Source organism: Burkholderia sp. BCC0097 (assembly GCF_902832985.1).
GTDB lineage: Bacteria > Pseudomonadota > Gammaproteobacteria > Burkholderiales > Burkholderiaceae > Burkholderia > Burkholderia orbicola.
The window spans coordinates 1171563-1196079 of sequence record NZ_CADFDM010000001.1 but is presented as its reverse complement, the minus strand read 5'-3'; the positions used below and the strand labels follow the sequence as shown (position 1 = coordinate 1196079).

Sequence of the window (24517 nt, the reverse complement as noted above, 5' to 3'; positions counted from 1 at the left end):
GCTTCAACGTTAAAGGGATGGAAAGGCCGATGAAACATGCGACATCTGTATTTAGCTGGCGCTACGACATCTGAATCCGGGTATGACATTCGATTGTAGTAGCTAGATTGAAATGTCCGCTAAATACAAACGTCGTGTTTTGGCCTGTAGGTTGATCGTCTGCACCCTTGGGCGCGCCGGCGATGAACGCGACCGGGACGATCACCATGACGTCCGCGTCATATCCGATCGGCACCCCGTCGATCGCGCCGGTTCAGCACGGCACCCGACCGCCCACGCCGTTGCCCATCATCGTGCACCAGCGCTGCGTATCTTGTTGCGGTGCCGGATACGGCAACCCGGTCCGCGGATCGATCGAGTCCAGCGGATTCGGTCCCGGAGGATGGTTTGCCGCGTGCATCGCGGCGTTTTCCGCCATCTGCCTCGCGGTCGCCGCGTTCTGTCGAGCGAGGTCCGCCTTCTGCGCGTCGTCCAGCTTCTTCGTCATGGTCACCAGCCGCGCGAACTGCGGATCGCGAACATCCTGCAGCGGCGGCAAAGGCGGGGCGAACGGCATGAAAAGCAACGGCCCGTCATATCGCGGGACCGCCAGTTTCGACGGCTTGCCGAAATCCGCGGCCATGCTGATCTCCCACATGCCGGCGTTCATGCCGAGCGCGTGTTCGTAGTGTCGGTTCACGTCCGCCAGGCTGAGCGGCCCGGACGGCGCGGGCAACGGTTGCAGGGATGGCGGCAGCGTCTGCCGGGCGGCAGGATAGATTGCGCGAACCCAGCTCACCGCGGCGAGCGAGTATTGATAGAGAACCGCGTCATACTTTTCCAGTACCTGCGCTCGACTATAGTTGCCGGGATTCTGGAAAACGGGCTTGTATGCCGCGAGGGTGTCGATGTACCGCATGTTCGCATTTCGCTGCTCGGCAACGAACTGCTGCTGAGGGTCGACCGGCGCGGATGAAGACAGCGCGGCGCAGCCGGACAGCAGGCTGACGACGAAGGCAACGCCGGCCGTCGTTCGGGACACCGACCGGATGGGACGCAAAATAAGGGGCATCGGAAACGCCATGGAGACTCGACAGGTTTTCATGAATCGGCGCGCTGCCGACAACGGCCAGCATGCGCCACGCGCCCTATTCTGCCCCGCTCCATCTCGTTCCCGGTGGAATTGCGTCTGATCCTGGTGGATTCCAGTCTCGAGATTTCGTCCCGTACGGCCGCCGCACGCCTGATAGGATCGAACCACACCCACACCACTCACCGGAGGGCACCATGGCGATTCACGAAGTCTTTCCGTATCTGCGCGCCAAACGTGCGGAAGACGCCATCGCGTTCTATGTGAAGGCATTCGGCGCGCAGGAAAAATTCCGGCTCGTCGAGCCGTCGGGGCGCATCGGTCACGCGGAATTGCAGCTCGGGCCATGCACGCTGATGATCTCGGACGAGTTCCCGGAATACGATCTCTTCGCCCTCGACCCGGACGGCAACGCGCCGATGGCGCTCCATCTTCATGTCGACGACGCCGACGCGACGATCGCCGCCGCCGTCGCGGCCGGCGCGCACGTGACACGTGCGGCCCAGGACCAGTTCTCCGGCGAGCGTTCGGGCCGGATCCGCGATCCGTTCGGTTACGATTGGTTGATCGGGCACACGATCGAAGCACTCGACCCCGACGAAATGCAGCGGCGTTACACGGCGCTGATGTCCGGCGATCAGTAAGCAATCCGGACCGCGTGCCGCGAGAGATTACCTCGAGATTCACGATGCACTATCACCCCGACGACGTCAGCCGGCTTTTCCTCGGTGTTCCGACGCTGCGGTTGAACCGCCCTGCACCGGCCGAACGGTTTCTCGCCGCCGCCGTCGAATCCGGCGTCGAGCTCCGGCACGTGCTGCTCGATTACCCGCATGTCCGCTACCAGCCGCTCGACTTCCACTATCTGTGCCAGCAAAGCCTGTCCGCGCTGAACGACGCGCTGCTGGCCGACCTCACACGTGACATGCAGCACGGCTGGCGCGGCGCGCACTGGGCCGCGCTGCTGATCGCGTTGTCGGGCAACGCGCGCTATCTGCCGCACCTCGACGAAGCCAGGCGCCATCGCGGCGTCGAATGGACTGCCGCGCTTGCAGAAGCCGCGGCGGCCCCCGATGCGCAAGCGTCTGCCTGCCGTTGCTGCCGGTCGATCGTGCAGTTGCGCAATCAACTGGCCGAAGTGCCGCGCGTCGTCGTCCGACTGAGGACTTGGCTTTCACCGGAAGCGCTCGAAGCGAGAGCGAACGCCGTTCGCACCGCCTATCGAAGCGGCGGCGCCGACGCGGCGCTGCCGATCGCCCGCGGCTAGACGGTCGGCACACCACCGTCGCGCAATGGCGCGCCGTACCCCACGCGCCGGCTCGCCCCCCTTCCCGACCGCCTCCCCGCCGTCGACGCATCGCAATTCCGAGCGATTCCGCAGAGGACCTTTCCTGTGCGGCGCCTTAATCGACCGCCGCACGATCTCCAATAATGGCCGCTCGATCCATCGGCCGCCAGGCCGGTCCAACAACAACAAAACGCCTATGCATTCCTGCCAAACGAACCCGCATGCCGGCGCACGCGTCGCGGGGACCCTCATTGCCGCCTGCCTGACCGGCTTCGTGCCGGATGTCGCGCACGCCCAGAGCAGCGTGACGCTGTACGGCCTGATCGACACGTCGATCACCTACTCGACCAACCAGCGCACGCGCGGTGCCGGCTCGCCCGGCAGCGGCGGCGTCGCGATGACGAGCGGCGCATTGAACGCGTCGCGCTGGGGGCTGCGCGGCCGCGAGGATCTCGGCGGCGGCATGGCCGCGGTCTTCGCCCTCGAAAACGGCTTCTCGGGCACCACCGGCAAACTGTCGCAGAAAGGCGTCGACCTGTTCGGCCGCCAGGCGTGGGTCGGCGTGAGTTCGCAGACGGCCGGCACGCTGTCCTTCGGACGCCAGTACGACCTGATCCTCGATTACGTGACGCCGCTCGGCGCCTCCGGCCCGGGCTGGGGCGGCAATCTCGCGGTCCACCCGTACGACAACGACGATTCGAACCGCAACCTGCGCATCAACAACGCCGTGAAGTACACGAGCCCGACGGTTCGCGGGTTGAGATTCGGCGCGATGGTCGGCTTCTCGAACGCGGCCGGCCAGTTCTCCAACAATGCGGTGTGGAGCACGGGAGTGTCGTACGAGAACGGGCCGCTGAAGCTCGGCGCCGGCTACCTGAAGATCAGCCGCGACCGCAACGCGCCAAACCCGGACGGCGCGCTGAGCACGGTCGACGGCTCGGCGACGATCACGGGCGGCAACCAGCAGATCTGGGCGATGGCCGGCCGTTATGCGTTCGGGCCGCACTCGGTCGGTGCCGCGTGGTCGCATTCCGCCACCGACGGCGTGACTGGCGTGCTCCAGGGCGGCAACATCGCGCCGCTGAAGGGCGAATCGCTGGTGTTCGACAACTTCTCGATCGACGGACGCTACTTCGTCACGCGCGCGCTGAGCGTTGCCGCCGCGTACACGTACACGATGGGCCGCTTCGACACCCGCACGGGCCAGACGCGCCCGAAATGGAACCAGGTCGTCGCGCAGGCCGGCTACGTGCTGTCGAAGCGCACGGACGCGTATCTCGAAGGCACTTACCAGAGCGTGAGCGGCGGCAACGGCAATCCGGCGTTCAACGCGACCGTCTGGACCTTGACGCCTTCCGCGAACAGCAACCAGGTTGTCGTCGCACTCGGGCTGCGGCACAAGTTCTGACGACGCGGTGTGCGCTGCGGCATTACACGTCGACCGACTCTATCCGGCGAATGCTTCCCGCCTCACCGATCGCCGTGACCGCCAACGACAAGACCGCGCCCCGTGCGCGGCCTTGTCGCTGTGGCAGGCGTCGCTTACCGCGCACCGTCGTCCGTAAGCAAGAATGCCTCCCGACTGTCGCGTTTGCGCAAAAAATGCGGAGAAACTGGGCACGTTGTGACATTTTTCCTAATCTGTTTGCAGCGACGCCTCGATTCGGCGTTCCGGTCGCAACATTCTTTCATTTGGCGCACCACCGGCTTACGAGCCTGCATCACGGCAACGGAGCCGGACCTTTCGCGCCATGGCGGCCGGACGGTTGCGTGCGAATGGCACGCGCCCCGCTTTCAACGCAGTCAACCGCTGGAGAAGAACGATGAGCAAAATGAACCGAATTGCGGTCCTGGCAACTTTCGTCCTGCTGGCCGGTTGCCACAACGCGGCGAAAACGCCCGAGAATGCCGCCACGGGGCCGGAGCCTTCGAGCGAAACCGTCGCGACGGTGACGGCCGACGATCTGAACAATCCGAACAGCCCGCTCGCCAAGCGCAGCATCTACTTCGACTTCGACCAATACTCGGTGAAGCCCGAATTCCAGTCGCTGCTGCAGGCGCACGCCGACTACCTGCGCAGCCATCCCGCGCGGCGCGTGCTGATCCAGGGCAACACCGACGAGCGCGGCACGTCCGAATACAACCTCGCGCTCGGCCAGCGCCGCTCGCAGGCCGTGGCGAGCGCGCTCGAGACGCTCGGCGTGCCGGCGACGCAACTCGAGGCCGTCAGTCTCGGCAAGGAAAAGCCCGTCGCGCTCGGCCATGACGAGGAAGCATGGGCGCAGAACCGCCGCGCCGATCTCGTCTATCGTTGATCCAGGCGCCGCCGCCGCGGCGATACGCAAAAAGCATGGAATAAAACGTCCCGCCGAAACGTCTTGTCATCGCGCAGACACGCGGTTCACGCGAACCGCCTTGCCTGTGGCCTGCGCGCTGCAAGGAGATCGCAATGAAATCGGCAACGTTGGCTGCGGCGCTGATCGCGGCGCTGGTGCTCGTGCTGTCGGCGGGCTGTACGTCGTCGGGCGGCGGTATGTCGCAAGGACCGGCCATGGGCCGGTATGGCGGCTCCGGAGGCAGCGGAGGTGGAGGAAGTGGCGGCGGCTACTGACGCGCCGCCGCGAGGAAAGTGAGGCGACGAAATCGCGCGCAAGCACCGGAAGCCGGCCGCTCGCGCGCGACGCTCTACCCCACTGCACGACTCAACGCATCGCCTTCACATCGGCCGGCGTGACGCTCGCGGGCTGGCCGCCCCACGTCGCGCGCAGGTAGTTCGCGAGTTGCGCGAGTTCGTCATCGCTCAACGTTTTCGCGAAACCCGGCATCGGCTGCAGGTTTTCGAAACCGGCGAACTTCTGCTCGTCGATACCGTCGAGCATCGCGACCAGCAGGTTGCGCGAGTCGGCCTGACGCACCGTCGAGTTGCCGTTCATCGGCACCGCCACGTGCGGCTTGCCTTCGCCGTTGAAGCCATGGCAGCCCGCGCACACCGCGAGATACACCGAGCGGCCGGCCGCCAGTTGCGCGGCATCGGCCGACACCGGCTTCACCGGTTGCGGCGCGGGCGGCGTATCGCCGAGCAGGTACGTCGACAGGCCGCGCAGGTCGTCCTTCGTCAGGTACTGCGTGCTCAGGTGCACGACCGGATACATCTCGCCGAACGCCGAGCCTTGCGGTGCGATGCCGACGCCGAAGAACGTCTGCAGATCGGTGCCCGTCCAGCCGCGCGCGGCCAGGCCCGCCGGCGTGATGTCGGGCGCGGCCACGCGGCCGAGCGCGGCGCCCGCGAACGGTTTCGCGCCGTCGAGCTGGCCCGTGAACGCGCGCGGCGTATGGCACTCCGCGCAGTGGCCGAGCGCGCCGGCGAGATAGCGGCCCCGCCGCCAGTCCGCGGATTGTCCGGCCGACGCATCCGGGAGGCTGTCCTTCAGGAACAGCATGTCCCAGAAGACCATGCCGAAGCGCAGGTTGTACGGGAACTTGAGGTCGTGCGCGCGGTTTTCCTGCGCGACGGGCCTGACCGTCATCAGGTACGCGTACATCGCGTCGGCGTCGGCGCGCGTGAGCTGCCGGTACGACGTGTAAGGCATCGACGGATACAGGCGCTTGCCCGGCGCCTTGCCGTCGTGCAGCGCGGCGTAGAAGTCGTCCGCGCTCCAGTTGCCGATCCCGTGATCCTTGTCGGGCGTGATGTTGGAGCCGTAGAACGTGCCGAACGGCGATTCGAGCGCCGCGCCGCCGGCGAACGGCGCGCCGTCCTTCGCGGTGTGGCACGCCGCGCAGTCGGCGGCCTTGACGAGATAGCGGCCGCGCGCGATCTGGTCGGCGCCGGGCGCGCCGGACGCCGCATTCGACGCCGGCGCGTCGTGGCCGCCGCAGGCGGCGAGCAGCAGCGCGCAGGCCGCCGCGAGCGCGGGCAGGCCCGCGGCCCGCGCGACACGATGAGCGAGTGTGCGTTTCATGCGGCGTCCTTCACGAGTCCCGGCGTCGTCAGCACCACGTCCTTGACGGCTTCGTAGTAGCGCACATAGCCCGTGCAGCGGCAAAGGTGCGCATCGAGCGCGTCGGTGATCGTGCGCTCCACGTCGGCCTTCGCGACCGGCTCGCGCTTCAGGCGTTCGATCAGCACGGTCGCCGCGTTGACGAAGCCCGGCGTGCAATAGCCGCACTGAAAGCTGAAATGCTCGAGGAATTTCTGCTGGATCGGCGACAGCTCGACCACTTCGCCGGCTTCGTTGCGCTTCGCGTGGCCTTCGATCGTGCGGATCGAACGACCGTGGAAGAAGTGCGCGCCGGTAATGCAGGTGCGCATTTCCTCGCTCGTGCCGTCCGGCTGGTCGACGATCACGACGCACGCGTGGCAGATGCCCTGCCCGCAGCCGAGCCGCGAACCGGTGAGGCCCACGTACTCGTGCAGGAACTCGATCATCATCAGCCCTTCCGGCACCTGCATCGGGCCGACGGCCTTTCCGTTGATCTTGACCGACAGCGGCTTCTGCTGGAACCGGACGAGCGGGCGTTCAACGGCCGCCGACGCCGGCGCAGCCGGAGCGGGCGCCGGGGCGGCCGAAGCCGCGGTTTGGGCGGTCGTCATGCGAGCACCTCCTGAATCTTTTGCGGGGTCACCGGCAGGTCGGTGAAACGATGGCCGATCGCGTGCGCGATGCCGTTCACGATCGCGCCGACGACGGGGATCATCACCACTTCGGCGACACCCTTCGGCGGATCGGTCTCGGACAGCGGCGGCAGCACGTCGCCCGTCTGGGTCCAGACGGCGACGTCGGATGCGCGCGGCAACTGGTAACGGTTGAAGTTCCACGTGCCGTTGCCGGGGCCGTCCTCGTAGAGCGGCAGGTACTCGTGCAGCGCATGCCCGATGCCCATCGCGAGACCGCCCTGCAACTGGCCCGACACGAGCTGCGGCGAAATCTGGTTGCCGCATTCCATGATCGAGTGGTGCGTGAGCAGTTCGACCTTGCCGGTCGCTTCGTGCACGGCCAGCTCGACCAGCGTGCCGACCGCCGTGTAGTACGTGACGGCCGCGTTGTTGCGGCTCGTCGGCGGGATGAACACGCGCTTGCGGTCCAGCACGCGGTAGCCGTTCGCAGTCGGCGGCAGCGTGCCACGCAGCGCGGTCGCGCCGGCCGGCGCGGCGGTGCCCGGCACCGGGCCGTCGTCGGTGCCCGTCTTCGGCGCGCCGACGCGCAGCGACAGCCCGTCGATCGGCAGACGCTCGACCGTGCCGCCCACTTCGAATTCGGCGTCGGTCCATTGCCAGCGGTTGAACACGTGCACGACGGCGCCGGTCGGCAGGCCGAGCGCATGCGCCTGCTTCGCGAGCTGCTCGAACGTCAGCGGCTCGAGGCCGTCGGCGGTCAGCTTGCCGTCGACCCAGCGCGCATCCTCGATGCGGATCGTGTACGGCGCGGCCTGGCCACCGCCCAAGCCGCGCGTCCAGATCGACATCGCGGCCGGCCACAGCCCGTAGCGGAACACGGCGCGCGCGGCTTCGCGCGTGCTGTGCGTGAAGTAGTACGCCGAGTTCGTCGCGCTCGACGGCGACGCATAGCCCGGCGACCAGCGCGGGTTCGCGCTCAGGCGATCCTGGTCGGCCTGCGACATCAGGTACGGGTCGCCGCTCGTCTCGACCGGCAGGTCCGGCCATTCGGTCACGGCCACGCGCACGTCGGTCGCCGGACGGCCGAGCCATTTCGCGACCGCCACGGCCTGCGACGTCGACATCCCGGTGCCGATCTCGGCGGCCGTGTGTTGCAGCGACACCTTGCCGTGCGCGTCGAACTCGACCTTCGCGAACGACGCTTCCGCGCCCGTGCCGAAATCCTTCTGCACGCATGCGAAACCGACGCCGTAGCGCTTGCCCGGATGCGCGGCCTCGAACTCGGCCTTGCGCGCGGCACGACGCGTCCACAGCGGATGCTGCTTCGCACGTTCGAGCACTTCGTCGACACGCAGCGCGCCGGCGGGAATCGCCCCCTGCGTGTTCTTCATCCCCGAACGCAGCGCGTTGCGCAGACGGAAGTCGATCGGGTCGATGTTCAGTTGCGCGGCGATCTCGTCGACCGCCATCTCGGTCGCAGCCATGCTCTGCAGCGTGCCGTAGCCGCGCGCGGAACCGGCGTCGATCGCGCGCGACGCGATCGCGACGGCCGCGAGGTCGCTCTTCGGGAAGTAGTAGATCGATTGCGCGGCGGTGGCGCCGACCATCGCGACCGACGGCGAGAAGTTCGAGCGGCCGCCGCCGTTCGCCTCGAAGTCGCCCTTGAACGACTGCAGCAGGCCCGTGTTACGGTCGACCGCGATCCGGTAGTGCATCTTGAACGCGTGACGCTTCAGCGACGTCTGGAACTGCTCGTAGCGGTCGTTCGCGAAACGCACCGGGCGGCCGTCCGCGTACAGCGCGCAGACGAGGCCGTAGAACGGCACGTTGAAGTGATCCTTCGAGCCGTAGCCGACCGTGTAGCACGGATGCACGAACAGCTTCTTCACCGGGAAGCGGCATTTCGCGACCATCGCGGCCGCGTTCTCCGACACTTCGAGCGGCGACTGGGTCGGCACGACGAGGTGCAGCGATTGCGTCGCGGCGTCGTACCAGCAGTTCGCGTTGTCGGGTTCGAGCGCGGCCGTATCGACCGACTGCGTGTTGTATTCGCGCTCGAACACGAGCCAGTCGGCCGACGGATGGTCGAGCTCGCCGGCGATCTGCCCGGCAAGGAACATGCCCTGCTCGTCGAGCTTGCCGTGCTCCTTGCCGTCCGGCCAGACCGGCAAGTGCTTGCGCATCATGCTCGGGAAGATCGGCGCATCCTTCAGGCTCGAATAGACGTCGTCGTCATAGGCCGTCTTGCCGCCCACGCGCACGTAGCGGAAGGTGCCCCACGGATCGCGTTCGAGCGGGCCCGTGACCGCGCCGTAGCGGATCACGTCGTCGCGGAACTTCAGCGCATTCTTCGCGAAGCGGAACCGCGCGAAGTCGTGATAGATCAGGATCGCGACCGCATGGCCGAGATACGCGGGCGTCTTGCCGGCCGGCAGCAGCATGTCGTCGCCGTAGAATGCCGGGAATGCGACGCCGTCGCGCGCGAGATCGTCGGCCGTGACCACGCGGTCCGGCTTCAGCTCGTCGCCGAGCAGCGACAGGTCGAAGCCTTCGTACGTGCGATCGGCCTGCGTGACGCGCAGGATCAGCGCGTGCGACTGCTGCTGCGGCCAGTGCGGCATGTCGGCGGCGCGCACGTCGCGGGCGAACACTTTCGAGCCGGTGACCTTCGCGATGCCGTCGATGCGGAATTGGGGGATGCCGGTGACGCTATCCCATTTGACCGGGGTGAGGAGTTTTTCTTCGAAGAGCGCCGCGAACGCGCGGCTGCCGATGGGCGCGACATACACCGCGACGCCCGCCAGCACGCTGGCTTTCAGAAAACCCCGCCGTGACAGGCCGTGGTTTTTCATTGGGGGAGAACCTCCTGATGCGGCTCGGACGGCGATCGGGTGTCGCGGCGTTCGGAGCGGCGCGCATTCTGGCATTGTTTTTTATATATCGCCTATAGTATTTCCCGCATGAAATACTTATTGGATTTCTTATAACGGGTTTCAGCCGGGCTGCGGCGGGTGGTCGCGGCGGCGATTCGTTTGCCGTTCGCATGCGGCCGGATGCCGCCGCGCCGGCTTCGGCGGCCGTCGCACATCGTTCCGTTCGCAACGATGCAGCCTTCGCGCCGCCGAATCCGCAAGCCTCTCGCGGCCGGGGCTGACGACCCGAGCACGACGCAATGCGCGGTGCCGCCGGCCGGCCCGCGCCGTCGTTTTTTCATGGTAATGTCTGCGCATCCGGCTCGGCCGGGCTTCCGCCACGTGCCATGCGGGCGCCGCCAGCCATCGAGACATCGTGTCGAGGTCGACAATCATGGCAGTCAGGGCATCTCTCCTGCACTCCGTTCTCGCCACTCCCCCCTCCGGCAACCACCGCGTGACGGCCGCGCTGCGTCCGTCGATGCTCGTGACGCTGTTCGAGGACGTGCGCCCGATGGCGCTGTCCGGGCTCGCGAGCGCCTTCGTCGCGGCCGTCGCGCTGATCCGGCTGCAGCAGCTGTGGTGCCTCGCGTGGCTCGTCGTCGACGTCGGCCTGCTCATTGCGCGCCTGTCGATCGCGCGGGCCTACACGGTACGGCGCAACGCCGGCGACGATCGCGCCGAATACTGGGCGAGGCGCTATGCGCCGGTGTCGCTCGTTGCCTGCTTCGTGCTCGGCCTCGGCGTGATGGGCTGCGTGCAGGCCACCGACGTCGAACTCGGCACGCTGTCCGTGATGGTCGCGGGCGGCGTGTTCGGCGGGATCGCGTCGCGCAATTCGGCGCTGCCGCGGCTGGCGATGACGCAGGTCGTGCTCGGCGTGCTGCCGATCGGCGTCGGTGCGCTGCTGGCGCCTCGGCCAGGTGCCTGGCTGCTGGTGCCGCCGCTCGCGATCTATCTCGCGGCGATGCGTACGGTCGTGCAGCGTCACTACCGCGTGCTCGTCGCGCTGATCGCCGCGCGCCAGCGCAACGCCGAACTCGTCGCCCGCTTCGACGCCGCCCTCACCTACATGCCGCACGGCCTGTGCATGATCGACGGCGACAGCCGCGTGATCGTCGCGAACCGTCGGACCGCGCAACTGTTCGGCTCGCCGCGCGAGATCATGCTCGATACGCCGTTGCCCGCCGTGGTCGCCGCGCTCGGCACCGATGCCGTGATCGATCCCGGCGGCGCCGGCCTCGCCGCGCAGTGCGACAGCTGGCTGAGCCGCCACGAGCCCGGGCCGCTCGACATCGCGCTCGCCGACGGCCGCCAGCTCGAACTGACGCGCCACCGCGTGCCGGACGGCAACGCGGTGATCATCGTCGAGGACGTCACCACACGCCGCCGGACCGAACAGCACATCCGGCACCTCGCGCGACACGACGCGCTGACGGGGCTGCCGAACCGCCACGAACTGCACGCCGAGCTCAAGCGGATGCTCGCGCGCCGGCCGCGGCTGCCGAGTCCGGCATTCGCCGTCATGTATCTCGACCTCGACGGCTTCAAGTCGATCAACGACCGCTTCGGCCACCAGGCCGGCGACGAAGTGCTCACGCAAGTCGCCGAGCGGCTCGGCAAGACGCTGCCGCCGGGCGAGCTCGCCGCGCGCATCGGCGGCGACGAATTCATCGTCGCGATCGACGACACGACGATGCACGCGTGCTCGATCCTCGCCGCGCGGATCATCCGGCAGATTTCGGCGCCGTACGCGCTGTCGATCGGCGAGACCGTCTGCATCGGCATCAGCATCGGCATCGCGCTCGACGACGGGCACGGCTCGCCCGACGAGCTGATCCGGCAGGCCGACAGCGCGCTGTACGACGCGAAGTCGGCCGGCAAGGGCATCTACTGCTTCTACTCGAGCGGCAGCCGCCGCATGGCGCCGGCCGCCGCCAGCTGAACCGGCGACGCGGCATCCCGCCGCGCGTTCATCCGTTCCGTACTCGCCGCCCCCTTCCCGCGATTCAATTCCGAAACGCTTTGCCGGTTCGCACGTGGCGCCGCGCGTTCGCGTGTCACGTGACGTGTTCCGTAACATCGTCGTCCGCCACGCCGAAAGATGACTGCAGAAGGCAGCACGATCGAGGCCGAGTACCGCATTTCACGGTTGGCACTCTTATTGCTCCTTGATGGGGAAAGAACGTTTCAGGGAGCCCAACATGAATACCGTCGACGTCCTCGCACGAACCGAAATCATCGACGAACAGGCCGTGATCGACGGCGCCTCGCTGATCCGCCGGCTCGTGTCCGACCGCCGGATGCCGGCCGCGTACGAAGCCGCATGCGTCGACGATCCGCCGCTCACGCTGTACGGCGCGTTTCGTCAGGGCGTCGCCGATCACGCCGCGCGGCGCGCGAATCCGTATCGCGCCGGCAGCCGTTTCTGGGCGCTGTGGGAAGAAGGACGTCTCGAAGCTGAAACGTCCGGCCGATAAGCGCGTCGTGCGCGCCGCCCCTGTCGCGGCACGGGCTGGCGCGAAACCCGGCGCGTGAATGCAGCTGGCCGGCGCGCCGGCATGGCTTCATCGCTGCAACATTGCGCGGTCTCGCGTATCGGCCCGGCAACGCACGGCAGTGCGCCCGTCCGGAGTCAAGCGCAGCCCCGCTGATCCCGCCCGCCGCGCCGCGCGGTGCCGGTTTCCCCTATAAGATGGCAGATTCCGTTCATCGAACGATACCGCCATGACCGCCCCTTCCTCTCCCCGCAATCCCATTCACTGCGAAATCGATCTCGACGCGCAAGGCAAGCACGCGGGCTACCTGCGCCTGCCGCACTCCGTGCACCGCTCCGCCTACGGCTGGCTGCCGATCCCCATCGTGTCGATCCGCAACGGCGACGGCCCGGTCGCGCTCGTGATGGCCGGCAACCACGGCGACGAGTACGAAGGCCAGATCATCGTGTCGCAATTGATGCGCGAGATCGAATCCGACATGGTCAGCGGGCAGTTGATCCTGCTGCCGATGGCGAATTTCCCGGCGGCGGATGCGGGCCTGCGCGTGTCGCCGCTCGACGAAGGCAACCTGAACCGCAGCTTTCCCGGCGACCCGACCGGCACGCCGACGCAGATGATCGCCCACTACATCGAGCATGTGCTGCTGTCGCGCGCGCAGTACCTGGTCGACCTGCATTCGGGCGGCAGCTCGCTGCTGTACCAGGGCGGCAACATGCTCGCGATCGATCCGCTCGACGCCGACGAAGCCGCGAAGCTCAACGGGCTGCTGGTCGCGTTCGGGTTGCACAATGCGCTGCTGCACGCGCCGAATCCCGTGCATTCGGCGTCGGCCGCGCGCCGGCAAGGCGCGATCTCGATCGTCACCGAGCTCGGCGGCGCCGGCATGGCCGATCCGTCGCTGATCCGGCTCGGCCGCCAAGGGCTGCTGCATTACCTCGGCTATATCGGGCTGCTGCACGGCGCGCTCGTACCCGACGCGCCGCCGACCGTCCCGCGTTTCATGCGCGTCGACGGCGAACGCCACTTCGTCTATGCGTACGAGCGTGGGCTGTATGAACCGCTCGTCGAGCTCGGCGATCAGGTGAAGGCCGGACAGCCGGCCGCGTGGGTGCATTTCCCCGATACGCCGTTGCGCGAACCGGTGCTGCACCGGTTCAACGGCGATGGCGAGGTGGTGTGCAAGCGGGTCCCCGCGCAGGTGCGGCGCGGGGATTGTCTGTTTCAGCTGGCGGAGTTGTCGACGCCGCCGCGTGTCATCGAGTGAGGCGAGCGAGGCACCCGGCTGACGCGTTCACGACCGTCGTACGCCGCCAGTGCGGACACGCTGACCGTCAGTCGGACGACACCGGCGACTCATTTCCCTGCGCAACACCGCATTGATGGCAATGCGGGAAGAAGAAGAAATTCCGGCCACCGCATTCGCAAACATTGAAAAGCCGCAACCCGCAATGGACGCAGAACGTGGAGTCGTTGCCGCCGAGACTCCATTGCTTGTCGCATGACGGGCAGCGCTTTTTTTCGAGCGAGCGGACGGCTTTTTCGTATCCGATCGTGCGCGCGCGTTCGCCCTGGTCCTGCTGCAATTCGAGCCGTTTGCGTTCGGCATAGCGCTGGAATGCCTTCATCATGTAGAGGCCGGCGAATACCGTCAGCACGATGCCGACCAGGACGCGGACGTAGCCGCCGAAATTCGGCAGGTACGGCACCAGTTCAATGAAAAACGCGCTCAGCGCAAACAGGCCGAAACCGTACACGAACGGCCAGTAGCGCGCCTTGCGGTAGCGGATGAACAGCCAGATCGCGACCAGCAGGATCGGCAGCGTCAGCGCCAGCCGCAGCCCGAATACCTGCATCTCGTAGTGCCGCGTCGCCGCGTCGAAGCGCCGTTCGGCTGCTGCGTCCGCCTCGGCGATTTGCGTGTCGACTTGCGTCTGCCGCGACGCCAGCGCCCGTTGCTGATCGCCGATCGCATCGATCTGATGCTGCCAGTTGACGACCACGGCCTGGAGCGTATCCAGCTTGCGCGTTCTCGCCACGATGTCCGGGTCCCGCGCACCGTCTCCCGTCACCGCGCGGGTGGCCAGCCAGTTGCGGAAACTTTCCTTCTCGGCCGCGTACTCCTTCACGGCGCGGCCGCGCGCCACTTCCATCGTGTCGACCTTCTCGGCAAGCGCGTCGCGCTGCGCCTGCAGCTGACGCCGCGCCGCGTCCAGCCGCGCTTTTAACGGAGCGTCGGCGAATTGCTCGATGACCGGCGGGCCACCGCTCGGGGCGAACGCCATGTCGCGAATCACGAGACTGCCGAGCATGTTCAGAAAGACGGCGAAGATGATCGCGATCACCCATGAAGCGAGTCGCAGGAGCCGCGCCGGGCTGGTCAGGCCGTCGCCGGAAGTCATCATTGTTTTTGCCCTCTTGTTGGAATGGTTTCCATTGGTATCAATCTTGATGCAACCGTCGATTCTCTCTTTCTCGGCGGTTACGGTCCGGCGCCGCTGCGATGCCGAATGCCGATCCTAAACGGTCGGCCCCCATTCGCGCTAGCGGACAGTCACCTCGACATTGGCATCGAATGTCCGCAACTGACCGGCAACCGCCCCCGTCATATAGAATGACGCGCTTTGCCCGTACGCCTATGTGGTTCAAGAATCTCCAGCTTCACCGTCTTCCCGCACCCTGGGCCGTCCCCCCCGACCAGATGGAAAAATGGCTGGCGCCGCACGCGTTCCAGCCGGGCAGCAGCGTCGAAATGCAGCGCGCCGGCTGGGCGTCGCCGCGTGACGACGGCGCGCTCGTGTATTCGAACAACCGGCAGATGCTGCTGCTGTTTCGTGCCGAAAAGAAGCTGCTCCCGGCGTCGGTCGTCAATCAGGTCACCAAGGCGCGTGCGCTCGAAGTCGAGGAGCAGCAGGGCTTCAAGGTCGGCCGGAAACAACTGCGCGAACTCAAGGAGCAGGTGACCGACGAACTGCTGCCGCGCGCGTTCAGCATTCGCCGCGATACCCGTGTATGGATCGACACGGCGAACGGCTGGCTCGTCATCGATGCGGCGGCACAGGCGCTTGCCGACGACGTCCGCAGCCTGCTCGTCAAATCGATCGACCCGTTGCCGCTCGCCGGCGTTCATGTCGCGCGCTCGCCGGTCGCCGCGATGACGGACTGGCTGCTGTCCGGCGAGGCGCCGGGCGGATTCACCGTGGACCAGGACGCCGAGTTGCGCTCGAGCGGCGAAGGCGGCGCCACGGTGCGATACGTCGGCCACGCGCTCGAAGCGAACGACATGCGCCGGCACATCGAAGCCGGCAAGCAATGCATGCGCCTCGCGATGACGTGGAATGACCGGATCTCGTTCGTGCTGACGCCGTCGCTGACGATCAAGCGTGTCACGCCGCTCGACGTGATCAAGGAAGCGGCGGACCCCACCGCGCAGAACGACGACGAGCGCTTCGACTCGGACTTCACGCTGATGACGGGTGAATTGGCGCGGATGCTGGCCAGTCTCGTCGATATCCTGGGCGGCGATCAGCAGGACTCGATTCAGCAGGCAGCAGCCTGAACGTTGCCGTCGTTGTCGGTCATCGCCCCGCGCTGACGCGACACATCGAGGAGAACCCGTCGCCGCCATGGCGGCGGGCCCCGGCCGGACGCCCTCGAGCGTGACGAGCCAGCCCCGAATCGGCATCACCCGTCGGCCACGAAACGACAACATCCTGCCGGTCGTCGAGGCCGTACATACATCAAACGGGCACGGCGCCCTCCACGCCCGTTCGCCGCCCCCCACTTCCCCTGCAAGCCTTCTTCCACCTTCCGCGAAATCCTTATCGAAATTGCTTCGTTCGCCTTTGCCGGCCGCGCCGCTAACGTGTTCAAAACGGCGGCGGCGCGCCCGATGCATCGCACGAAGCACGACGGCCGCCGCCATCACGACAACTGCGTCGCGATAACGGAACAGACCGGACGGGCCGCGTGCCCGCACCCCGCCAGGAATGTCCGCATCGCGCGCCATTCGCGATGCCCATGGCCACGAACGACCGCATCATCGACACGACGCCGCTCGACGTCCGCGCGCAGCCGCTGATCGACGCGCTGATCGACGAGTATTCGACGCGCTACGACGCGTACCGCCCCGACAGCCGCGCATCGGCCCGCGACGAACTCGCGCGCTATCCGGCCGAACTGTTCGCGCCGCCCGAAGGCGCGTTCGTGCTGCTGCTGCGGGACGGCGAGACGATCGGCGGCGGCGCGTTCAAGCGCTACGACGCGCAGACCGCCGAACTGAAACGCATCTGGACGCGCACCGACCTGCGCCGCCAGGGCCTCGCGCGACTCATCGTCGAAGCGCTCGAACTGCGCGCCGTGCAACAGGGCTACCGCCGCCTCTACCTGACCACCGGCTTTCGCCAGCCCGAAGCGTGGGCGCTGTACGACCGCACCGGCTATACACGGCTGTTCGATTCGTCGATCGACCCGGAAGCGTATTTCCACTTGCGTTTCGGCAAGGATCTCGTCGATCCGTCGCGCACGTCGACGCTGGCCGACCTGTGGGCGCCCGTGCCCGAACCGGTGCTGCCGCGCTGAACGCACGACATCCCGCCTTTCATCTCGCACTTCCCGCTTTCAACGATTCCACGCTGCCACGACAGGACGTTTTCATGCATCGAGCCGTACCGCTTTCTTCCCGTGCCGTGCGCACGCTGGCCGCCGCACTGATCGGCCTGAGCGCCTTCGCGGCCGCGATGGCCGCGACCGCCGCTACGTTCGACCTGAGCCCCGAGCAGCGCGGCCGCCCGCGTGGCGCGGCCGATGCGGCGGTCGAGCGCGCGGTGCCCGCGTCGTTCAAGTTCGCCGAGCCCGGCACGCTGACGATCGGCATCGCGCCGAGCCTGCCGCCGATCAGCTCGTATGCGACCGACGCGCGCACGGTGATCGGCTTCGATGCCGACGTCGGCCAGCTCGTGTCCGACAGCCTCGGCCGCAAGCTGAAGATCGTCGCGCTCGCGTGGGCCGACTGGCCGCTGGCGCTCGAATCGGGGAAAGTCGACGCGGTGATCTCGAACGTGACCGTTACCGAGGAGCGCAAGCAGAAGTTCGATTTCTCGACTTATCGCAAGGATCAGGTCGGCTTCTACGTGCGCAACGACAGCAAGATCCAGGCGATCCGCGAGCCGAAGGACGTCGCGGGGCTGCGCATCGTGACCGACGCCGGCACCAACCAGGAAAAGATCCTGCTCGCGTGGGACCGCGAGAACGTCGCGCACGGGCTGAAACCGGTGCAGATCCAGTACTACGACGACCAGGCGATGCGCATCGTCGCCGTGCAGTCGGGCCGGGCGGACGCGGTGTTCAGCGTGAACTCGGTGCTCGCATATCAAAGCGCGCAGCAAGGCAAGACGCGGCTCGTCGGCGCGATCAGCGGCGGCTGGCCGCGCACGGCCGACATTGCGATCGCGACGCGCCGCGGCAGCGGCCTCGCCGAGCCGCTGACCGTCGCGCTGAACGGCCTGATCAAGAGCGGCCGCTACCAGCAGGTGCTCGACCGCTGGAACCTCGCGTCCGAAGCGATCGACCAGTCGCGCACGAATCCACCCGGGCTGCCGAAGAGCTGAGCGCCGCCCGCAACCGTACATCCACGCCCACGCAGGAACGCCGCTCACCATGTCTTATTCGCTTTCGTTGCTGGACAAGAGTCCGATCGCCGACGGCGCGAACGCCGCCGACGCGCTGCGCTTCACCACGACGCTTGCGCAACGCGCCGAACAGCTCGGCTACGCGCGCTTCTGGGTCGCCGAGCATCACGGCACGCCGGGCTTCGCGAGTTCGGCGCCGGAGATCGTCGTCGCGCACTTGCTCGCGCACACGTCGCGCATCCGGATCGGCTCGGGCGGCGTGATGCTGCAGCATTACAGCCCGTTCAAGGTGGCCGAGACGTTCAAGCTGCTGGCCGCGCTCGCGCCTGGCCGCGTCGATCTCGGCATCGGCAAGGCACCCGGCGGGCTGCCGCTGACCACCCGCGCGCTGCAGTGGTTCCACGACAAGGCGCGCAAGCCCGATTTCGCGGGGCAACTCGCGGAACTCGACGCGTTTCTCGGCTGGGGCGTGGCCGAAGATCATCCGCTCGCCGGCGCGGTCGCGATGCCGGTGCCGCCGCAGTTGCCCGAACGCATCCTGCTCGGCGGCTCGCCGGACAGCGGCGCGCTCGCCGCGCGCAACGGCTGGCGCTTCTGCTATGCCGGCCATTTCAACGGCGACGACGCGAATCTCGAACGCTCACTCGACGCCTATCGCGGCGCGGGCGGCGAGAAGCCGCTCGTCGCGCTGTACGCGGTCGCCGCCCCGACGCGCGACGAGGCCGAGCGCCTGATCGGGCCGCTGAAGATCTTCAAGCTGCAGTTCGCGGGCGGCCAGAGCTTCAACCTCGGCAGCGCGCAGGCGGCCGCGGAATTCGCGCGGCAAAGCGGCGCGTCCGACTACCGGATCGACGAGCTGCGCCCGACGGTGCTGGCCGATACGCCCGAGGGCGTGCACCGCGCGCTCGACGCGCTGAGCCGGCGGCTCGACGTCGATGCGTTCGTGATCGATTCGCCGGTATCCGACTACGCGGCGCGGCTCGCATCGGCCGAATGGCTCGGCGGCGCGCAGTCCACCACGCCGTTGCAGACGGCCCTCGCGGCCGACCGCTCCCTCTCCCCTGACCAGAACGCGTGACATTCCCATCATGACGACCCGACGATCGATTCCCTTCGGCCTGATGCTGCAAGGCGCAGGCAGCCACATGAACGCGTGGCGGCATCCGAGCAACCCGCCCGACGCCAGCATCAACCTCGACTTCATGATCGGCGTCGCGCGCAAGGCGGAAGCCGCCGGCATCACCTTTGCGTTCGTCGCGGACGGCCTCTACATCAACGAGAAGTCGATCCCGCACTTCCTGAACCGCTTCGAGCCGCTGACCGTGCTGTCGGCGCTCGCGGTCGCGACGAAGAAGATCGGGCTCGCGGGCACGATCTCGACGTCGTACAGCGAGCCGTTCACGGTCGCGCGCCAGCTCGCGTCGCTCGACGCGATCAGCGGCGGGCGCGCGGGCTGGAACGTCGTGACGACGCCGCTCGAAGGCACCGCGAAGAATTTCGGCAAGACGCACCCGGACCACGAGCTGCGCTACGAGATCGCCGACGAATACCTCGAGGTCGTGCAGGGCCTGTGGGACAGCTGGGACGACGACGCATTCGTGCGCGACCGCGCGAGCGGCCGCTTCTTCGATCGCGACAAGCTGCATACGCTCGATCACCAGGGCCGATTCTTCCAGGTCGCGGGCCCGCTGAACATCCAGCGCTCGCCGCAGGGGCAGCCGGTGATCTTCCAGGCCGGCTCGTCCGACACCGGGATCGGCCTCGCGGGCAAGTACGCGGATGCCGTGTTCACGCATTCGCCGTCGATCGAGGAAACGGCCGCGTTCACGCAACGCGTGAAACAGAGCGCGATCGAGCACGGGCGGCAGGCCGGCGACGTGAAGATCTTCCCCGGCGTCGGGCCGATCGTCGGCCGCACGGCCGCCGAAGCGGAGGACAAATACCAGGCGATCCGCGACCTGCTGACGATCGACGAAGCGCTCGCGTACCTCGGCCGCTATTTCGATCATCACGATTTCACGCAGTACGCGCTCGACGCGCCGTTCCCGGAACTCGGCGAGCTCGGCCGCAACAGCTTCCGCTCGACCACCGACCGCATCAAGGCCGATGCGAAGCGCAAGGGCCTGTCGCTGCGCGAAACCGCGCTCGCGGTCGCGACGCCGCGCCCGAACTTCATCGGCACGGCGGAGCACGTCGCCGACGAGCTGATCCGCTGGCACGACGCGGGCGCCGGCGACGGCTTCATCCTCGGTTTTCCGGTCCAGGCGCAGGGCGTCGACGATTTCATCGAACTCGTGATCCCGGTGCTCGAGGCGCGCGGCCGCTACAGCCGCGACCTGCCCGGCGCCACGCTGCGCGACCACCTCGGTCTGCCGCGCAAGGCGAGCCGCTACGCGACGCCCGGCGCCGCCCAGGAAACGGCTGCCGAAGCGCACGCCTGACGCCGCCGGGCCGCCGCGCCGCCCATGCACGGCGGCGCCCCCGCCGATCGATCGATTCGAGGATTCCAACGACATGAGCGACACGACCCATCTCGGCGGCGCGCTGCCGCCGCTCTCTTCCCCCGGCACACGCGAGCCCGGCACGCATTTGCGGATCGTGCCCGCGCGCCACCGGTCGCGCACGGCCGGCACCGTGCTCGCGCTCGTGCTGATCGCGCTCACGCTGTATTCGCTCCTCGGCAACCCGCAATGGGGCTGGCCGGTGTTCGCCGAATGGTTCCTGTCGCCGCCGGTGCTGTCGGGGCTCGCGCGCACGCTGGTGCTGACGCTGCTCGGCGCGGTGTTCGGCTTCGTGCTCGGCGCGTTCGTCGCGCTGGCACGGCTGTCGCGTTCGCGCCTGCTGTCCGCCAGCGCATGGGTCTTCGTGTGGCTGTTCCGCTCGATTCCGCTGATCGTGCTGCTGCTGATCCTGAACAACCTCGGCTACCTGTACGAGCACGTGCGGCTCGGCGTGCCGTTCACCGACATCGTCTGGTTCGACACGCCGACCACCGATTTGATCAGTCCGTTCCTCGCGGCCGTGCTCGGCCTCACTCTGAACCACGCGGCGTTTTCCGCGGAAGTGATTCGCGGCGGCATTCTCGCGGTCGACCAGGGGCAGCTCGAAGCGGCCGCCGCGCTCGGGCTGCCGCGCGGCCGCCAGACGTCACGGATCGTGCTGCCGCAGGCGATGCGCGCGATCCTGCCGACCGCGTTCAACGACCTGATCTCGCTCGCGAAAGGCACGTCGATGGTCTACGTGCTCGCGATGCCCGAGCTGTTCTACACGGTGCAGGTGATCTATCGCCGCAACCTCGAAGTGATTCCGCTGCTGATGGTCGCGACCGTCTGGTACCTGATCATCCTGACCGTGTTGTCCGCGATCCAGGTGCAGGTCGAGCGGCACTATGCACGCGGCGCGCTACGCAATCCGCCGCCGTCCGTGCTCACGTTCGCGCTCGCACGCATAGCAGGGCTGTGGCGGCGTGTCGCGCCGCGCCGCGCGGCATCGATCGCGCAGGCACGCGGCGACGCCGGCACGCACGCCGATTCCGGGGCCAACGTGTCGCGCACCGGCGGCGAAGTGGCCGTGCATGGCGTGTCGAAGCAGTTCGGCATGCAGCGCGTGCTCGACAACGTGTCATTCGTCGCGCCGCGCGGCAGCGTGACGGTGATCGTCGGGCCGTCCGGCTCCGGCAAGTCGACACTGCTGCGCACGATCAACCATCTCGAACGCGTCGACGACGGCTTCATCGACATCGACGGCGAACTGATCGGCTATCGCCGCGACGGCGACGTGCTGCACGAACTGAGCGAACGCGACGTGCTGAAGCGGCGCACGGCTGTCGGCATGGTGTTCCAGAACTTCAACCTGTTCCCGCACCTGACGGTGCTCGAGAACCTGATCGAAGCGCCGATCGCCGTCGCCGGCGTGACGCGCGATGCGGCCGAGCACACCGCGCGCACGCTGCTCGCGCGGGTCGGCCTCGCGGATAAAGCCGATGCGTACCCGCGCCAGTTGTCCGGCGGCCAGCAGCAACGCGTCGCGATCGCGCGAGCGCTTGCGTTGCGGCCGAAGGTGCTGCTGTTCGACGAGCCGACGTCGGCACTCGATCCCGAACTCGTCAACGAAGTGCTCGACGTGATCAAGGAACTCGCGCGCTCGGGCACGACGCTCGTGATCGTCACGCACGAGATCGGCTTCGCACGCGAAGTGGCGGACAACGTGCTGTTCATGGAGCGCGGGCGCATCGTCGAGGCCGGGCCGCCCGCCGTCGTGCTCGATGCGCCGTCGCATTCGCGCACCCGCGCGTTCCTGTCGCGGGTGCTGTGATGCGCGCCGCTTTCGACCTGGGAGGTACCGCGCGATGACCGATCGACGCCAGTTCATCACGGCCGCGCTGGTCGCGGCATCGGGCCTGTCGTGGCACGCGGCACGGGCGGCGGCCGCCACGGCCGACCTCGACCCGCGCCAGGCCGGCCGCCTGCGCGCAAGCCCCGACGACGCGGCCATCCGCGCGGCCAGCGGCTACCGCTGGGTGCGCGACGGCGCGTTCACGGTCGCGATCTCGCCGCACGCGCCGCCCGTGTCGACCTATGCGACCGACGCGCGCACCGTGGTCGGCGCCGATCCCGACTATGCGCAATTGGTCGCTGACACACTCGGCCGCACGCTCGTGCTGCTGCCGATCGCGTGGGCCGACTGGCCGCTCGGGCTGACGTCCGGCAAGTACGACGCGGTGATCTCGAACGTCGGCGTGACCGAGAAGCGCAAGGAGAAATACGATTTCACGACCTACCGGCTCGGGCTGCACGGCTTCTACGTGCGCACCGCCAGCCCGATCGCGAAGATCGCGGAACCGAAGGACATCGCGGGTTTGCGGATCATCACCGGCGCCGGCACGAGCCAGGAGCGCATCCTGCTCGAATGGAGCAAGCGTAACGTCGCGCAAGGGCTGAAGCCGGCCGAACTGCTCTATTTCGATGACGATGCGACGGCGCGCGTCGCGCTGCTGTCGGGCCGCGCGGATGCGGAGCTGAACCCGAATGCGTCGCTCGCGTACGAGGCCGCGCGCAGCGGCAAGATCCGCCGCGTCGGCGTGGTCAATGCGGGCTGGCCGGCGAATGCGGACGTCGCGATCGCGACGCGTCGCGGCAGCGGGCTCGCGCCCGCGCTGACGCTGGCGACCAATGCGCTGATCGGCAATGGCCGCTACGGGCAGGCGCTGGCGCGCTGGGGCTTGCAGAGCGAGGCGATCGCGCGGGCGGAGACCAATCCGCCGGGGTTGCCGTCGTTCTGAGCGTTCAATGCACGCGCTCCGTCATCCCGTGATGGCGATGCCGGGGCGCTCGGCTGGCGGCTGGTCCCTCTACGCCGGCACCGCCGCCTGATGGCGGTCGAGTTCCGCGACATGCGCATGAATCGCCGGTATCAGCTCACGCCCGTAAGCCAGCGCATCGTCGAGCGGATCGAAACCGCGAATCAGGAACGTCGATACGCCGAGCCGGTAATACGCGCCCAGCGCCCGCGCGACCTGCTGGGGCGTGCCGACCAGCGCGGTCGAATTCCAGCGCGCGCCGGTCAGGTTCGCGACCCCCATCCACAGCCGCTCGTCGAGCACATCGCCCTGCGCGGCGGCGGCCATCAGCCGCTGCGAGCCCGCATTCTGCGGCGCGTGACCGGCGATCGGCTGGCCATTCGCGAGTCGCGCCGCACGCACGCGCTCGCGGATCGCCTCGGCCTTCTCCCACGCGGCCGCCTCGGTATCGGCGACGATCGGCCGGAACGACACGCTGATGCGCGGCGCGCGCCCGAACGGCGCGGCGGCGGCCCGCACGCGCGCGATCTGCTCGCGCACCGCGTCGAGCGGCTCGCCCCACGTCATGTAGACATCCGCATGCTCGCCCGCGACCGCAAGCGCGGCCGGCGACGAGCCGCCGAAATAGATCGGCACGTGCGGCCGCTGCGCGCCCTTCACGAGCGGCGACGCGCCGCGCAGCCGATAGAACGCGCCGTCGTGATCGACCGGCGCATCGGCCAGCCAGATCCGTTTCAGCACGTCGAGATATTCGCCGGTGCGGCGGTAGCGGGCGTCGTGCGGCACGAAATCGCCGTCGCGCTGCAAGTCGGCGTCGTCGCCGCCGGACACCACGTTCAGCGCGAGCCTGCCGCCGCTGAACACGTCGAGCGTCGCGATCTGCCGCGCCGCGGCCGATGGCACGATCACGCCCGGCCGGTGCGCGAGCAGCAGGCGAATGCGTTCGGTCGCGGCGGCCGCGAACGACGCGACGATGAAGCCGTCCGCCGCGTTGCTGAAATGGCCGATCAGGATCTGGTCGAAGCCGGCGGCCTCGTGCGCCTGCGCGAAGCGGCGCACGTAGTCGGGCTGGACGGCCGCGCCGCCCGGCACGTCGACCTCCGCGCCGGGTGTCGCGGTGATCATGCCGATGATGTCGACTGGCATGTCGGGATGTCCTCGGGTATGTCGATCGGAAATCGCGGAAATCGTGACGATGGCCGCACG

General features: G+C 67.9%; 22 protein-coding genes. 15 read left to right on the top strand and 7 right to left on the bottom strand.

Annotated features, from left to right (window positions below; all coding sequences use genetic code 11):
• Positions 1–253: 253 nt before the first annotated feature.
• Positions 254–1063 carry a hypothetical protein gene (locus HWX07_RS05245; RefSeq protein WP_244129924.1) on the bottom strand — a complete coding sequence of 270 codons (810 nt, stop codon included), beginning with the start codon at positions 1061–1063 and terminating at the stop codon, positions 254–256.
• A gap of 203 nt (positions 1064–1266) precedes the next feature.
• On the opposite strand from HWX07_RS05245, the gene HWX07_RS05240 reads away from it, so the two are divergent.
• From HWX07_RS05240 to HWX07_RS05220, 5 genes are all read left to right on the top strand, one after another.
• Positions 1267–1713, top strand: a complete 447-nt coding sequence (locus HWX07_RS05240; protein ID WP_175875455.1) for a VOC family protein — start codon at positions 1267–1269, stop codon at positions 1711–1713.
• 44 nt (positions 1714–1757) lie between these two features.
• Complete coding sequence (locus HWX07_RS05235; protein WP_175875454.1) at positions 1758–2336, top strand: hypothetical protein; 579 nt, start codon at positions 1758–1760, stop codon at positions 2334–2336.
• Between the two features lie 217 nt (positions 2337–2553).
• Positions 2554–3765 carry a porin gene (locus HWX07_RS05230; protein WP_175875453.1) on the top strand — a complete coding sequence of 404 codons (1212 nt, stop codon included), beginning with the start codon at positions 2554–2556 and terminating at the stop codon, positions 3763–3765.
• A gap of 415 nt (positions 3766–4180) precedes the next feature.
• The gene (gene pal / locus HWX07_RS05225; protein ID WP_175875452.1) at positions 4181–4672 is read left to right on the top strand and encodes a peptidoglycan-associated lipoprotein Pal; all 492 of its coding nucleotides are present in this window, start codon (positions 4181–4183) and stop codon (positions 4670–4672) included.
• A 134-nt stretch (positions 4673–4806) separates the two neighbouring features.
• Positions 4807–4968, top strand: coding sequence for a hypothetical protein (locus tag HWX07_RS05220; RefSeq protein WP_175875451.1), 162 nt, complete (start codon positions 4807–4809; stop codon positions 4966–4968).
• A gap of 91 nt (positions 4969–5059) precedes the next feature.
• Here the strand turns inward: HWX07_RS05220 and HWX07_RS05215 are convergent, their stop codons facing one another.
• The 4 genes from HWX07_RS05215 to HWX07_RS05200 form a co-directional block, all read right to left on the bottom strand.
• Positions 5060–6319: a cytochrome c gene (locus tag HWX07_RS05215; RefSeq protein ID WP_175875450.1), complete on the bottom strand. Its 1260-nt coding sequence runs from the start codon at positions 6317–6319 to the stop codon at positions 5060–5062.
• Complete coding sequence (locus HWX07_RS05210) at positions 6316–6951, bottom strand: (2Fe-2S)-binding protein (RefSeq protein ID WP_175875449.1); 636 nt, start codon at positions 6949–6951, stop codon at positions 6316–6318. Before HWX07_RS05210 ends, HWX07_RS05215 begins: the two co-directional genes overlap by 4 nt.
• Positions 6948–9827: a molybdopterin cofactor-binding domain-containing protein gene (locus HWX07_RS05205; protein ID WP_175875448.1), complete on the bottom strand. Its 2880-nt coding sequence runs from the start codon at positions 9825–9827 to the stop codon at positions 6948–6950. Before HWX07_RS05205 ends, HWX07_RS05210 begins: the two co-directional genes overlap by 4 nt.
• 92 nt (positions 9828–9919) lie before the next feature.
• The gene (locus tag HWX07_RS05200) at positions 9920–10189 is read right to left on the bottom strand and encodes a hypothetical protein (RefSeq protein ID WP_244129923.1); all 270 of its coding nucleotides are present in this window, start codon (positions 10187–10189) and stop codon (positions 9920–9922) included.
• Between the two features lie 92 nt (positions 10190–10281).
• Between HWX07_RS05200 and HWX07_RS05195 the strand changes: the two genes are divergently transcribed.
• From HWX07_RS05195 to HWX07_RS05185, 3 genes are all read left to right on the top strand, one after another.
• The gene (locus HWX07_RS05195) at positions 10282–11832 is read left to right on the top strand and encodes a sensor domain-containing diguanylate cyclase (RefSeq protein WP_175875447.1); all 1551 of its coding nucleotides are present in this window, start codon (positions 10282–10284) and stop codon (positions 11830–11832) included.
• 259 nt (positions 11833–12091) lie between these two features.
• A complete protein-coding gene (locus HWX07_RS05190) occupies positions 12092–12367 on the top strand; it encodes a hypothetical protein (RefSeq protein ID WP_175875446.1) in 276 nt (91 codons plus the stop codon).
• A gap of 247 nt (positions 12368–12614) precedes the next feature.
• Complete coding sequence (locus HWX07_RS05185) at positions 12615–13649, top strand: succinylglutamate desuccinylase/aspartoacylase family protein (RefSeq protein WP_175875445.1); 1035 nt, start codon at positions 12615–12617, stop codon at positions 13647–13649.
• A gap of 67 nt (positions 13650–13716) precedes the next feature.
• Here HWX07_RS05185 and HWX07_RS05180 read toward each other — a convergent pair whose 3' ends face one another.
• Positions 13717–14787 carry a hypothetical protein gene (locus HWX07_RS05180; protein ID WP_175875444.1) on the bottom strand — a complete coding sequence of 357 codons (1071 nt, stop codon included), beginning with the start codon at positions 14785–14787 and terminating at the stop codon, positions 13717–13719.
• Between the two features lie 233 nt (positions 14788–15020).
• Between HWX07_RS05180 and HWX07_RS05175 the strand changes: the two genes are divergently transcribed.
• The 7 genes from HWX07_RS05175 (at position 15021) to HWX07_RS05145 (ending at position 23293) form a co-directional block, all read left to right on the top strand.
• Positions 15021–15941 carry a recombination-associated protein RdgC gene (locus HWX07_RS05175; protein ID WP_175875443.1) on the top strand — a complete coding sequence of 307 codons (921 nt, stop codon included), beginning with the start codon at positions 15021–15023 and terminating at the stop codon, positions 15939–15941.
• Positions 15942–16402: 461 nt separating this feature from the next.
• Positions 16403–16963, top strand: a complete 561-nt coding sequence (locus HWX07_RS05170; RefSeq protein WP_027806016.1) for a GNAT family N-acetyltransferase — start codon at positions 16403–16405, stop codon at positions 16961–16963.
• Between the two features lie 74 nt (positions 16964–17037).
• The gene (locus HWX07_RS05165; RefSeq protein WP_175875442.1) at positions 17038–17991 is read left to right on the top strand and encodes an ABC transporter substrate-binding protein; all 954 of its coding nucleotides are present in this window, start codon (positions 17038–17040) and stop codon (positions 17989–17991) included.
• Between the two features lie 49 nt (positions 17992–18040).
• Entirely contained in the window at positions 18041–19090 is a 1050-nt protein-coding gene (locus HWX07_RS05160; RefSeq protein ID WP_175875441.1) for an LLM class flavin-dependent oxidoreductase, read from the top strand.
• Positions 19091–19100: 10 nt separating this feature from the next.
• Positions 19101–20453: an LLM class flavin-dependent oxidoreductase gene (locus HWX07_RS05155; RefSeq protein WP_175875440.1), complete on the top strand. Its 1353-nt coding sequence runs from the start codon at positions 19101–19103 to the stop codon at positions 20451–20453.
• Positions 20454–20526: 73 nt separating this feature from the next.
• Entirely contained in the window at positions 20527–22326 is a 1800-nt protein-coding gene (locus HWX07_RS05150) for an amino acid ABC transporter permease/ATP-binding protein (RefSeq protein ID WP_175875439.1), read from the top strand.
• A gap of 34 nt (positions 22327–22360) precedes the next feature.
• A complete protein-coding gene (locus tag HWX07_RS05145) occupies positions 22361–23293 on the top strand; it encodes an ABC transporter substrate-binding protein (RefSeq protein WP_175875438.1) in 933 nt (310 codons plus the stop codon).
• Between the two features lie 69 nt (positions 23294–23362).
• On the opposite strand, the gene HWX07_RS05140 is transcribed toward HWX07_RS05145, so the two are convergent.
• Positions 23363–24457 carry an LLM class flavin-dependent oxidoreductase gene (locus tag HWX07_RS05140; RefSeq protein WP_175875437.1) on the bottom strand — a complete coding sequence of 365 codons (1095 nt, stop codon included), beginning with the start codon at positions 24455–24457 and terminating at the stop codon, positions 23363–23365.
• Positions 24458–24517: the final 60 nt, after the last annotated feature.

Coding starts and splice junctions, on each gene's coding strand:
- HWX07_RS05245 (WP_244129924.1), bottom strand. CDS start 1,063: ATGGCGTTTCCGATGCCCCTTATTTTGCGTCCCATCCGGTCGGTGTCC.
- HWX07_RS05240 (WP_175875455.1), top strand. CDS start 1,267: ATGGCGATTCACGAAGTCTTTCCGTATCTGCGCGCCAAACGTGCGGAA.
- HWX07_RS05235 (WP_175875454.1), top strand. CDS start 1,758: ATGCACTATCACCCCGACGACGTCAGCCGGCTTTTCCTCGGTGTTCCG.
- HWX07_RS05230 (WP_175875453.1), top strand. CDS start 2,554: ATGCATTCCTGCCAAACGAACCCGCATGCCGGCGCACGCGTCGCGGGG.
- pal (WP_175875452.1), top strand. CDS start 4,181: ATGAGCAAAATGAACCGAATTGCGGTCCTGGCAACTTTCGTCCTGCTG.
- HWX07_RS05220 (WP_175875451.1), top strand. CDS start 4,807: ATGAAATCGGCAACGTTGGCTGCGGCGCTGATCGCGGCGCTGGTGCTC.
- HWX07_RS05215 (WP_175875450.1), bottom strand. CDS start 6,319: ATGAAACGCACACTCGCTCATCGTGTCGCGCGGGCCGCGGGCCTGCCC.
- HWX07_RS05210 (WP_175875449.1), bottom strand. CDS start 6,951: ATGACGACCGCCCAAACCGCGGCTTCGGCCGCCCCGGCGCCCGCTCCG.
- HWX07_RS05205 (WP_175875448.1), bottom strand. CDS start 9,827: ATGAAAAACCACGGCCTGTCACGGCGGGGTTTTCTGAAAGCCAGCGTG.
- HWX07_RS05200 (WP_244129923.1), bottom strand. CDS start 10,189: ATGAAAAAACGACGGCGCGGGCCGGCCGGCGGCACCGCGCATTGCGTC.
- HWX07_RS05195 (WP_175875447.1), top strand. CDS start 10,282: ATGGCAGTCAGGGCATCTCTCCTGCACTCCGTTCTCGCCACTCCCCCC.
- HWX07_RS05190 (WP_175875446.1), top strand. CDS start 12,092: ATGAATACCGTCGACGTCCTCGCACGAACCGAAATCATCGACGAACAG.
- HWX07_RS05185 (WP_175875445.1), top strand. CDS start 12,615: ATGACCGCCCCTTCCTCTCCCCGCAATCCCATTCACTGCGAAATCGAT.
- HWX07_RS05180 (WP_175875444.1), bottom strand. CDS start 14,787: ATGATGACTTCCGGCGACGGCCTGACCAGCCCGGCGCGGCTCCTGCGA.
- HWX07_RS05175 (WP_175875443.1), top strand. CDS start 15,021: ATGTGGTTCAAGAATCTCCAGCTTCACCGTCTTCCCGCACCCTGGGCC.
- HWX07_RS05170 (WP_027806016.1), top strand. CDS start 16,403: ATGGCCACGAACGACCGCATCATCGACACGACGCCGCTCGACGTCCGC.
- HWX07_RS05165 (WP_175875442.1), top strand. CDS start 17,038: ATGCATCGAGCCGTACCGCTTTCTTCCCGTGCCGTGCGCACGCTGGCC.
- HWX07_RS05160 (WP_175875441.1), top strand. CDS start 18,041: ATGTCTTATTCGCTTTCGTTGCTGGACAAGAGTCCGATCGCCGACGGC.
- HWX07_RS05155 (WP_175875440.1), top strand. CDS start 19,101: ATGACGACCCGACGATCGATTCCCTTCGGCCTGATGCTGCAAGGCGCA.
- HWX07_RS05150 (WP_175875439.1), top strand. CDS start 20,527: ATGAGCGACACGACCCATCTCGGCGGCGCGCTGCCGCCGCTCTCTTCC.
- HWX07_RS05145 (WP_175875438.1), top strand. CDS start 22,361: ATGACCGATCGACGCCAGTTCATCACGGCCGCGCTGGTCGCGGCATCG.
- HWX07_RS05140 (WP_175875437.1), bottom strand. CDS start 24,457: ATGCCAGTCGACATCATCGGCATGATCACCGCGACACCCGGCGCGGAG.